Consider the following 10865-nt stretch of genomic DNA (forward strand, 5'->3'; position numbering starts at 1 on the left):
GCCTGGCGCGGCTGCCGCTGCGCGAGGGCCTGCCGCGCTACGAGGTCTGTGCCTTCTGGCGCGCGCGGCCCTCGCCCGCGCTCAAGGCCCTGCTGGCGGTGCTGGGGAGCCTGGCCGAGGGGTGATGGGGACTCATCCACCACGTTCAGGCTCAGGGCGAACGGGTGATGCGGTTTCAGTCGGACAAGTGATTTGCATGAGCGGCGCGCCCCGAGCGCCCGCGCGCTTGATGGGTATCAACACAGCGCCGCAGCGCCGGCCCATGCTTCGCCGTGCTGTAGCGCCCGCACGCCGCGGGCGCAGGGGGAACCGCCATGAAGTACATCCGCTGGTTCGCCGAGATCGGCGCCGATGACGTGCCGCTGGTGGGCGGCAAGAACGCCTCGCTGGGCGAGATGTTCAGCGAGCTCACGCCGCAAGGTGTGAACGTGCCCGATGGCTTCGCCGTCACCGCCGAGGCCTACCGCCACCTGCTCGACCAGGCCGACGCCTGGCCGCACCTGCGCGAGGCCCTGTCCGGCCTGGACCCCTACGACGTGGAGGACCTCGCGCGCCGTGCCCGCCGCGCGCGAGAGATCGTGATGGCCGCGCCGCTGCCGGCGGACCTGGCCGGCGAGATCAGCGCCGCCTACACCCGGCTGCGCCGCGAGTACGGCGAGCACCTTGAGGTGGCGGTGCGCAGTTCCGCCACCGCCGAGGACCTGCCCGGCGCCAGCTTCGCCGGCCAGCACGAGACCTATCTCAACGTCTGCGGCGAGGGCCCGCTGCTGGAGGCGGTGCGCCGCTGCTTCGCCAGCCTGTTCAAGGACCGCGCCATCCGCTACCGGGTGGACAAGGGCTTCGACCACTTCAAGGTCTTCCAATCCGTGGGCGTGCAGAAGATGGTGCGCTCCGACCGCGCCGCCAGCGGCGTGATCTTCACGCTCGACACCGAGTCGGGCTTCCGCGACGTCGTCTTCATCACCGGCGCCTGGGGCCTGGGCGAGAACGTGGTGCAGGGCACGGTGGACCCGGACGAGTTCCACGTCTTCAAGCCCACGCTGCGCCAGGGCCACCGGGCGGTACTGCGGCGCAAGCTCGGCGGCAAGGAGGTACGCATGGTCTATTCCCATGGCGCCGGGCGCGAAACCACGCGCAACGTGCCCACGCCCCGGGAGGACCAGCTGCGCTACTGCCTCAGCGACGACGAGGTGCTGGCGCTGGCGGACGCCGCCGTGGTGGTGGAGGAGCACTACAGCCACAAGGCCGGCCAGCTCACGCCGATGGACATCGAATGGGCCAAGGACGGGCTGGACGGCCAGCTCTACATCGTGCAGGCGCGGCCCGAGACCGTGGCCTCGCAGCGGCCCGTGGGGCTGGTGGACGAGGTGCGGCTGGGCGCGCAGGGCACCGTGCTGGCCAGCGGGCGCGCCGTGGGCAGCCGCATCGCCACCGGGCCGGCGCGCGTGGTGCTCGACGTCAACGAGCTGGGCGCCTTCCAGCCCGGCGAGGTGCTGGTGGCCGACACCACCATGCCCGACTGGGGAACGGTGATGAAGACCGCCGCCGCGCTGGTGACCAACCGCGGCGGGCGCACCTGCCACGCGGCCATCGTCGCGCGCGAGCTGGGCATCCCGGCCGTGGTGGGCTGTGACGACGCTACCACGCGGCTGCGCACCGGCGACGAGGTCACGGTGAGCTGCGCCGAAGGCGCCTTGGGCAAGGTGTACGCGGGCGTGCTGCCCTTCACGCACCACTGCATCGACGTCTCCACGCTGCCGCGGCCGCGCACGCAGCTGATGGTCAATCTCGGCAACCCCGACATCGCCTTCCAGACCGCGCTGCTGCCCGCCGCCGGCGTGGGGCTGGCGCGCATGGAGTTCATCGTGGCGGAGCACATCCGCATCCACCCGATGGCGCTGGCGCATCCCGAGCGGGTGCAGGACGAGGCGGAAGCAGCGCAGATCAGGCGGTTGACCCAGGGCTTCGAGCACCCGGCCGACTTCTTCGTGCGCCAGCTCTCCGAGGGGGTGGGCACCATCGCCGCGGCCTTTTACCCGCGCCCGGTGGTCGTGCGGCTGTCGGACTTCAAGACCAACGAGTACGCGCAGCTGCTGGGCGGGCGCTGGTTCGAGCCGCACGAGGAGAACCCCATGCTGGGCCTGCGCGGCGCCTCGCGCTACGCGCATGAAGCCTATGCCGACGGCTTCGCGCTGGAGTGCGCGGCGATGCGGCGCGTGCGCGAGGAGATGGGTCTCACCAACGTGAAGCTCATGATTCCCTTCTGCCGCCGCGTCGAGGAGGCAGAGCGCGTGCTGCAGACCATGGCGGCGCACGGCCTGGAGCGCGGGCGCGCCGGGCTGGAGGTCTGGGTGATGTGCGAGATCCCCAACAACGTGCTCCAGATCGACGCCTTCGCGCGGCTGTTCGACAGCTTCTCCATCGGCTCCAACGACCTCACGCAGCTGGTGCTGGGCGTGGACCGCGACTCCGAGCTGGTGGCCTTCGACTTCGACGAGCGCGACGAAGGGGTCAAGACCATGATCCGCATGGCGGTGGAAGGTGCGCGGCGCAACGACTGCCACATCGGCCTGTGCGGCCAGGCGCCTTCGGACCACCCGGACATGGCGCGCTTCCTGGTGGAGCTGGGCATCGACTCGATCAGCGTCACGCCCGACACCCTGCTGTCCGTCATGCGCGAGGTGCTGGCGGTGGAGCAGCGGCTCGACCAGGCGCCGTCCCAGCCCCTGCCGCGCCGGCCCCCTGACGCGGCTGCCGCGATGGCGTTCAAGGGCCGCGAGGCTTGAGCGCGGTCCGTTTCCCTCCCCGGCGGGAAGATGGCTTCGCATGCCTTGAGCCGGAGGGTCGTGTCAAGCGAAAGCGATGAATGCGCAACCACCGGTTGCAGCCTTCAGCCCCCGCTTACGCCGGCTGCGCTTTGTTGAGCTTTTTGCAGGCTGAAGTTGACGGCGTTTTGCACACTTCCAGCGCGATGCAGGGCTGACGCGTCTGGTGCAAACAGCCGCGCTGGAGCAAGGGGGGAGCGGATGCAGATCGGACGGGCTTCGTGTACGGCGGTCCCGGTGGGGGCCGCCATGTTTTCGCCGCTGAAACCGCAGCCTGGCCAAGCCGCCTGCTCCACGGGGGCCGGTTCATGAGCGTCGCGCACCTGGCCGTGCTCGATGACGACGCCGACATCACGCTGCTGCTGTCCGGCTACCTGCAGGGCCAGGGCTTTCGCGTGAGCCAAGTGCATGACGGCGCGGCGCTGATGGCGCTCATGGCCGCCGATGCGCCGCAGCTCGTGCTGCTGGACCTGGGCCTGCCCGACGAGGACGGCTTCGCGATCGCGCGGCGGTTGCGCGAGCACTGGCATTGCGGACTGGTCATCGTCACCGGCCGCGGCGACGCGGTGGACAAGGTGGTGGGCCTGGAGATCGGCGCCGACGACTACGTGACCAAACCCTTCGACCTGCGCGAGCTGCTGGCACGCATCAAGGCCGTGCTGCGGCGCATGGCACCCGCGGCCGACGTGCCGCCCGCCGTGCCTCCCGGGGCCGCCCCGGGTGTGCTGGCACTGCCGCGCTCGCGCTACCGCTTCCTCGGCTGGGAGCTGGACAAGGCGGCGCGGCGCCTGCTCGCGCCGGATGGGCACGAGGTCGCGCTCACCACCGGCGAGTACGAGTTGTTGCTGGTGTTCCTGCAGCATCCCGGGCGCGTGCTCGCGCGCGACTTCCTGCTGCAGGCCACGCACCGGCGCGAGGCCGCGCCTTTCGACCGCACGATCGACGTGCAGGTCGGGCGGCTGCGCCGCAAGCTCGAAGCCGAGGCCGAGGAGCCGCGCCTCATCAAGTCGGTGCGCGGCGCGGGCTACATCCTCGTGCCGCCGGTCGAGCTGCTCTGAACCCGTCATCCGGAGGCCGGCACGGCGCCATGGACACCGATCTCTCCCGGATGCCGGTGCCTGCCGCCGGTTTCGACGAAGGCACGCTGTACCGCTCGCTGTTCGCCGCGTCGCCGGACGCGCTGCTGCTGGTGGACGCCGGCGGCACCATCGTGCTGGCCAACCCGGCGGCGGCCCGGCTGCTGGGCTACGGCGTCGAGGCGCTGACGGGCCTGAACGTGGACGCGCTGGTGCCCGATGCCGCGCGTCCGCGCCACGCCGCGTACCGCGCGGACTACGCGCGGCAGCCGAGGCCGCGGCCCATGGGCATGCAGATGGAGCTCGTGGCGCGGCGGCGCGACGGCAGCGAGGTGTGCGTGGAGATCGCGCTGAGCCCGCTGCAGTCCCAGGGGCTGCCCTACGTGCTGGCGGCGATCCGCGACGTGAGCGCATACCCGCGTGCGAAGCAAGCGCTGCAGCGTGCGCGCTATGCCGAGTCGGTGGCGCAGCTCGGCCGCCTGGCGGTGGACACGCGCGACCAGCGCCAACTGCTCGAACGCGTGCCCGTGGCGGCGGCGCAGGCCCTGGAGTGCGAGGCCGCCGCCGTGCTGCTGCTGGAGCCCGACCAGCGCCACGTGCGCGTGGTCGGCGCCTGCGGTGTGCTGGCCGTGCCCGGTGCGGACGCGGGGCTGCCGGTCCTGCCCGATGCCGAGGCGCTGCACGTGCTGCGCCGGGGCGAGCCGCTGGCCGTGGCGGACTACGTCCAGGAGCAGCGCTTCGACCCGCCGCCGCAGCGCGCCACGGCCGGGCTGCGCAGCGCGCTGGTGGTGCCACTGCTGGACCGTGGCCGCGCCACCGGGCTGTTGAGTGCGCACGCGTGCAGGCCTGAGCGCTTCGGCGAGGACGAGCTGCGCTACCTGCAGTCGCTGTCGAACCTGTTGGCCAGCAGTCTGCAGCGCGCGCAGGGCGAGGAGGCGCTGCGCCATGCCCAGCGGCTGGAGAGCGTGGGACAGCTCACCGGCGGTATCGCGCATGACTTCAACAACCTGCTCACGGTGATCCACGGCAACCTGCAGGTGCTGCAGGACCTGCCCGCGCTGGCCGGCGATGCCTACGGCCTGCAGCTGGTCGATGCGGCGCTGCGCGGTTGCCGGCGCGGGGCGGCGCTCACGGGCAAGCTGCTGGCGTTCTCGCGCCGCCAGGTGCTTCAGCCGCGCGAGGTGGACGCGGCGCAGCTCGTGGCCTCGCTGGCGGACATGCTGCGGCGCACGCTGGACCAGCGCATCGAGATCGGCGTGGAGCTGGAGCCCCTCGCGCCCGTGCTGGCCGATCCGGGGCAGCTGGAAGCGGCGCTGCTCAACATCGCCATCAATGCCCGCGACGCCATGGCCGAGGGTGGACGGTTGCGCTTCAGCGGCCGCGCCGTCCCCACGTTGCCGCCCGAGGCTGCGCGCGAGGCGGGCCTGGCCGAGGCCTCGGCGGGCTACGTCGCCATCGCGGTCAGCGACAGCGGCGTGGGCATGTCCGGGATGGTGCGCGAACGCGCCTTCGAGCCCTTCTTCACCACCAAGCCGCCGGGGCGCGGCACGGGCCTGGGGCTGAGCACGGTGTACGGCTTCGTGACCCAGTCGCACGGCGCGGTGACGCTGGACTCCGCGCCCGGCGCGGGCACGACGGTGACGCTCTACATCCCCCGCGTGCCGGCCGAGGCGGCCGAAGCGTCGGCCGAGGCCGCGGCGCCGGCGCTCGCGCTGCCCGCGGGGCTGCGGGTGCTGCTGGTGGAGGATGACGCCGAGGTGCGCGAGGTGATGCGCGGCTTCCTGTGCTCCCTGGGCTGCGAGGTCACGAGCTGCGCCGGCGGCGAGCAGGCGCTGGGGCTGGACCCGGCGCAGGGCTTCGAGCTGCTGCTGAGCGACGTGGTGCTGGGTGCGGGCATGCGCGGCCCCGAGCTGGCACGGCAGGCCGCGGCGCGCTGGCCGGGGCTGGCGGTACTGCTGATGTCGGGCTACTCCAGCCAGCCCGTGGCCCTGCGCGACGCCGGGCGCCACGCCTGGCGGCTGCTGCAGAAGCCCTGCAGCCGCGAGCAGCTGGCGCGGGCGATGGCCGAAGCGCTGGAGCGGCGCTGAAGTCGTGTCGAAGCGGCTCGCGACCGCGGCTCGCAGGCCCTTACTGCAGCGCCGCCGAGGCCTGCGCCAGGCTGCGCTCGATGTACGCGTTGATCGCGCCCGGGTCCGGGATCCGCACGTGGCGCCGGCCCTTTTCGGCGAAGTCGATCACGCCCTCGCGCGCGAGCCTGGACAGCGCGCGGCTCACGCTCTCCAGTGTCATGCCCAGGAAGTTGCCGATCTCGGCGCGGGAGAGGCACAGCGTGATGCGGTCGGTGCGCAGGCCGCGCTTGTCCAGTGCCTCGACCCACTGGCGCAGGAAATCGGCCACGCGTGCGTCCGCCGACAGCGTGCACAGCGACAGGATCGACTCGCGCTCGCGGGCCATCTGGCGGCTCATGGCGGCGTGCAGCATGCCGGTGAGGCCCGGCTCGCTCACGGACAGGGCCAGCAGCGCCTCGTAGTCCAGCGACCAGACCTCGCCCACGTCCAGCGCCACGGCGTCGCAGGTGTAGTGGCCGGCGGCAATGCCGTCGAAGCCCAGCCAGTCGCCCTTGAAGTGCAGCCCCACCACCTGCTCGCGGCCGTCGGCCGTGACGGTAACGACCTTGAAGAAGCCCGAGTGCAGCACATGCAACTCCCTGAAGGCCTCGCCACAGCGGTACACCGTGTCGCCGGCATGCACCAGCCGCCGGTGCAGTGGCAGGCCCGAATCGCGCAGGCGCTGCAGCGTGTCCTCGATCAGCCACCGCATGCCGGTGGCAACGCCAGGGCCGCAGCGCAGCGGTCCCGGGTTCGGGAGCCGCGGTGTGAGACGGGTGGCAGCGGGTTCGAACCTCATGGGCGACACCTGTGATGTGTTGGCCTGGGCGCGCAGGATCGCGCCCAGGCGACAACGGCCTGCCAATGGCATGCATCGCTGGGTAACGCTCGGTGAACACATCGTGTCAGCCGCGTGACGGCGGCTTCATGGGCACTACAGCAGTGTGCGCACCAGCATCGCCTGCAGCAGGAAGCGGTGGCCGTCGCCGTCATCGTCGTCCAGGCAGGGCAGGAGCCGCGCCAGTGGATGCTCCTCGCGGCCCAGGCCCTCGTACACCGGCACGCCGCTGTCCTCGCGCAGGCACCGCAGCAGCCCGGCCGGCAGGCCTTCGCAGTCCAGGGCGTCGTAGAGCCGGCCCAGCAGGCGCGCGGTGTCGCGCGCGCCGGGTCCTTCAGCCACCCACGCCACCTCGGCCGGCACCCAGGCCACGCGGGCACCGAGCCCGCGTGCGGCGTGCTCCACCGCGCCTTGCGAGGCGCTGCGCTGGTGCCGCGACAGCAGCCCCAGGTGCTTGCTGTCGAGCAGCGGCGGCATGGGGCCGCTGCACGCCATGGCCCGCAGCGAGCGGGCCATGTGCAGCAGCGCCTCACCGGCCGGGGTGGGCAGGGCGTCCGGCGTGAGCAGTAGGGCGGCTTGGAAATCCATCAGCGGGCGGGTGCCGGTACTCAAGCACCCGTCACACAGCCTAGGGGTCAAGGCGGGGCGCGGTTTGCGCGGCGTCAATTGCGGGAACACTCGGGCCGGCTCCGGCCGTCCGGCTTGGAATCCGTCGGCGCCCGTGCCTCCTGGGGTTGCACGGGCAGGGTCCGCAGCGCGGGCCGTCAGCTGGCCGGGGTTTCGCGCACCAGCAGCACCGGCACCGTGGCGGCCTGCAGCACCTGTTCCGCGTCGCTGCCCAGCGGCAGGCTGGTGCGGCCGTTGCGGCCATGCATGCCCATCACGATCAGGTCGCACTGGCGGCGGTAGGCCTCTTCCAGGATGGCACTGGCGACGCGGCTGGACATCACTTCGCGCAGCACCCCCTCGCAGTTCACGCCGGCCTGGCCGGCCGCCTGGCAGCCGTCGTCGAGCAGCGCCTGCGCACGCTCCAGCAGCGCTTCTCGCGCCTCGTCGAAGCTGTCCTGGCTGGGCTTGGACAGCATCAGTTGGTAGGTGTCCACCACATGCAGCAGCAGCAGCGTGGACTGGAGCCGGCGGGCGAGCTCGAGGGCTTCCTGCAGCGCGCGGCCGGAAGCGGCGCTGCCATCGATGGGAACCAGGATCCTGGAGTACATGCAGCTCTCCCGCACTGGCCCGCGGGCCGCGGACACGGGCATTCTTCGGCGATGGTGGCACCGGGACTTGATCAAGCGCAATCGGCGTGGCGGGTCCCCCCGGAGCGGGCGTGACCGTTGCACAGGTAACCGCCGAGTCGGGCTGCCGGATGGCGATGGCGCCAGGGCCGGCGCAACCATCGCATTGCCCCGCGGCCCTACAGGACCGTTCAGCAGCCGGAGCTGCCGTGGCTGCGGCATCGGGCAGGCCCGTGCGCCGCGGCGGCAGGGGCCTCAAGGAGGTGAGCATGAACTCGCTGGCTTCGATCCTGGTGCATGTCGATGCCTTGCCGCGCAGTCGGATGCGGCTGGAGCTGGCCTGCGCGCTGGCCCGGCGGCTGGACGCCACGGTGACGGCGCTGTACGCCGTGATGCCCAGCGTGCTGCAGGTGACGGCGCCCTTCCCGGAAAGCGGCAGCTTCATTCCCGAAACGCTGCGCCTGGATCAGCAGCACCGCGACCAGGCCCGCGCCCTGGTGGACGAGGTCCAGCTGCCCGGCGGGCCGCGCCTGCGCTGGGCCGAGCTCAGCCCGTTGCAGGGCGTGCTGAGGGGTTTCGTGCGCGAGGCGCTGTGCCAGGACCTCGTGGTGCTGGGCCAGTACGACCCGGCCGAGCCCGCCGGCGCCGGCGTGCCGGCGGATTTCGTGGAGTCGGTGGCGGTGGACAGCGGCAAGCCGGTGCTGGTGCTGCCCTGGGCGGGCCGTTTCGGCGACGTCGGGCGGCGCGTGCTCATCGCCTGGAAGCCCACGCGCGAGGTGGCGCAGGCGCTGTCCGCGGCCTTGCCGCTGCTGCACCCCGGCGCGCAGGTGCGCGTGGTGGGCTGGGGTTGCGACCCCACCGAGGTGCGCCCGCTGCTGTTGCGCCATGGCATCGACGCCACCTACAGCCACGAGGGTCCCGACACTGGACACGTGGGCGCGTCGATGCTCTCGCGTGCGGCCGACTTCGGCGCCGACCTGCTGGTGATGGGCTGCTACGGCCACGCGCGTGCCCGGGAACTGGTCCTGGGTGGGGCCACGCACGCGGTGCTGGGCGCGATGACGCTGCCGGTGCTGATGGCCCACTGATGCACGCGAAGGGAACGAAGCTCTTCCATGGTGCGCTCTCGCGTCACGTCAATCCGCGGGCGCCGGGCCCACTTCGCCGAAGTAGAAAACCATCGCCTGGTGCTCACCGGCGGCCATTTCCAGGTGCTGGTGCTGCGGGTCACGCTGGTGGGTGGCGGTGACCTCGTAGCGGCCCGGCGGCAGGTCGATCAGCAGCCACGCGCCGGCGAGCACGCGGTCGAAGCCCTCGTCCGCGCCCGGGCCGACGATGCGCACGCGCACCCCGTTCAGATCCGTGCCGCCACGGCGCCCGGCGGTCATCAGCAGCAGGCTGTACTGGCGCTGGTGGGCCAGCAGCAGCCACTCGTCCTGCGGTGCCGTGCCGCCTTCGAGGTAGGGCCATCCGCCGTCACTGACTCCGGACGAGGCGGCCGTCGCGACGCCCAGGGCCAGCAGCGCCGAAACGGCCGCAGCCAGGGGGAGCGCCAGGGGTTTCATGTACGGAACGAGGTGTCAGAACCCGGCCGCCAGGGCAGCCATGGATGCTCCCACGTCTTGAATCCGTCGTCGGGCAGGGACGGGCCACTGGCGTCCTGCGCGTGCTGCGGCTTCACTGCGTGCGGCGGCTGCTGCCGCCAGGCTGGGCCGGTCAATTCGCCGGTGGCCTCGGTGGCGTACTGGGCCGGGTCGCGGCTCAAGTCCCGCTGCAGCGAGCGCCAGGCGTCGTCGGTCTCGCCCTGCCAGTGCGCCAGCTCTCCCAGCACGCTGGCGAGCAGCGTGTCGCGGGCTTCGCGCAGGCGCCGTGGATCCTGGGTGCTCAGCAGGGCCTCCACGGCCGCTTGCAGCGCCTCGGTGAGCCGCCTGAAAGCCAACACCTGGGTCGCCAGTGTCTGTTCCATCCACAACGCGATGCGCTGGCTAGCGTCCTCGGTGCTGGCCGCGGTGTCTTCCAGAACGAAAAGGGTGTTGCCGGCCTGGAGTTGCTCCTCGCCGAACCGGGGCGGGGATTCGCGCTGCATGCGGTTCTCCTAAGGTCTTGTGGATATATCGACCTTAGGACGCACCTCGCCGGGGGGATTGAGGAACAGCAAGGCCACATGCGATGAGGCCGGCCGCGATGTAACGCCATGTGCACGCCGGGCTGGACGTTGAACCGGCGCGCGTTCCACGGCGACCCAGGCTCTGGCTTCGGTGCGAAGCCTCGCATGCCTTTGACCCGTGATCCGAAGGAGTCCCCGATGGTGAAGATCGCCGTGTTCATGTTCGCCCTGTTTCTGCTCGCGACCGTCGTCGCGGCTTATGCCATCGCGCTCTACAACGCGCTGGCGGACGCGAAGCACCAGGTGGATCAGGCGTGGTCCGGCATCGACGTGCTGCTCAGGCAGCGTCACGACGAGGTGCCCAGGCTCATCGAGATGGTCAGGGAGCAGGGCGGCGCCGACGGCGCACTGCTGGAGCAGACCAGCGGGCTGTGTGAGCGAACCGGATGCGGACATCCTGACGGCGAGCGGCTGGCGTCAGAGGAAGCGCTGTCGCGGTGCGTCCGCTCGCTGCTGGACTTCAGCGCGGCGCATCCCCAGCTCCAGGCCAGCGGGGCTCATCAGGATCTGCAGCAGCGTATTGGCGGGTTGGAGGAACAGATCGCGCAGCGCCGCGATTACCCCTACAGTTGTAGTTGCTGGAAGAGCGTGCGCCGGCGGTGGCATGCATTGGCGT

General features: G+C 71.7%; 10 protein-coding genes. 5 read left to right on the forward strand and 5 right to left on the reverse strand.

Annotated features, from left to right (window positions below; genetic code table 11):
- Positions 1-314 precede the first annotated feature (314 nt).
- The 3 genes from ppsA to Q0741_RS11415 all read left to right on the forward strand — a co-directional run bounded on the left by ppsA (position 315) and on the right by Q0741_RS11415 (position 5988).
- Entirely contained in the window at positions 315-2786 is a 2472-nt protein-coding gene (gene ppsA / locus Q0741_RS11405; RefSeq protein WP_298233323.1) for a phosphoenolpyruvate synthase, read from the forward strand.
- Positions 2787-3133: 347 nt separating this feature from the next.
- Positions 3134-3883, forward strand: coding sequence for a response regulator transcription factor (locus tag Q0741_RS11410; RefSeq protein WP_298233324.1), 750 nt, complete (start codon positions 3134-3136; stop codon positions 3881-3883).
- Positions 3884-3912: 29 nt separating this feature from the next.
- On the forward strand, positions 3913-5988 hold the full coding sequence (locus Q0741_RS11415) for a PAS domain S-box protein (protein WP_298233325.1): 2076 nt from the start codon (positions 3913-3915) through the stop codon (positions 5986-5988).
- 40 nt (positions 5989-6028) lie between these two features.
- Here Q0741_RS11415 and Q0741_RS11420 read toward each other — a convergent pair whose 3' ends face one another.
- From Q0741_RS11420 to Q0741_RS11430, 3 genes are all read right to left on the reverse strand, one after another.
- Positions 6029-6721: a Crp/Fnr family transcriptional regulator gene (locus tag Q0741_RS11420; RefSeq protein ID WP_298233326.1), complete on the reverse strand. Its 693-nt coding sequence runs from the start codon at positions 6719-6721 to the stop codon at positions 6029-6031.
- Positions 6722-6943: 222 nt separating this feature from the next.
- Positions 6944-7435 carry a hypothetical protein gene (locus Q0741_RS11425; protein ID WP_298233327.1) on the reverse strand — a complete coding sequence of 164 codons (492 nt, stop codon included), beginning with the start codon at positions 7433-7435 and terminating at the stop codon, positions 6944-6946.
- Positions 7436-7611: 176 nt separating this feature from the next.
- Entirely contained in the window at positions 7612-8064 is a 453-nt protein-coding gene (locus Q0741_RS11430; RefSeq protein ID WP_298233328.1) for a universal stress protein, read from the reverse strand.
- A 287-nt stretch (positions 8065-8351) separates the two neighbouring features.
- On the opposite strand from Q0741_RS11430, the gene Q0741_RS11435 reads away from it, so the two are divergent.
- On the forward strand, positions 8352-9170 hold the full coding sequence (locus tag Q0741_RS11435; RefSeq protein ID WP_298233329.1) for a universal stress protein: 819 nt from the start codon (positions 8352-8354) through the stop codon (positions 9168-9170).
- Between the two features lie 48 nt (positions 9171-9218).
- On the opposite strand, the gene Q0741_RS11440 is transcribed toward Q0741_RS11435, so the two are convergent.
- The gene (locus tag Q0741_RS11440; RefSeq protein ID WP_298233330.1) at positions 9219-9647 is read right to left on the reverse strand and encodes a hypothetical protein; all 429 of its coding nucleotides are present in this window, start codon (positions 9645-9647) and stop codon (positions 9219-9221) included.
- The gene (locus tag Q0741_RS11445; protein ID WP_298233331.1) at positions 9644-10168 is read right to left on the reverse strand and encodes a hypothetical protein; all 525 of its coding nucleotides are present in this window, start codon (positions 10166-10168) and stop codon (positions 9644-9646) included. The genes Q0741_RS11440 and Q0741_RS11445 overlap by 4 nt, the downstream gene beginning before the upstream one ends.
- 219 nt (positions 10169-10387) lie before the next feature.
- On the opposite strand from Q0741_RS11445, the gene Q0741_RS11450 reads away from it, so the two are divergent.
- A partial coding sequence (locus Q0741_RS11450; RefSeq protein WP_298233332.1) for a LemA family protein occupies positions 10388-10865 on the forward strand: 478 nt, incomplete at its 3' end.

Origin of the sequence: uncultured Azohydromonas sp., assembly GCF_937926365.1 — a bacterium.
Classification (GTDB): domain Bacteria; phylum Pseudomonadota; class Gammaproteobacteria; order Burkholderiales; family Burkholderiaceae_C; genus Azohydromonas.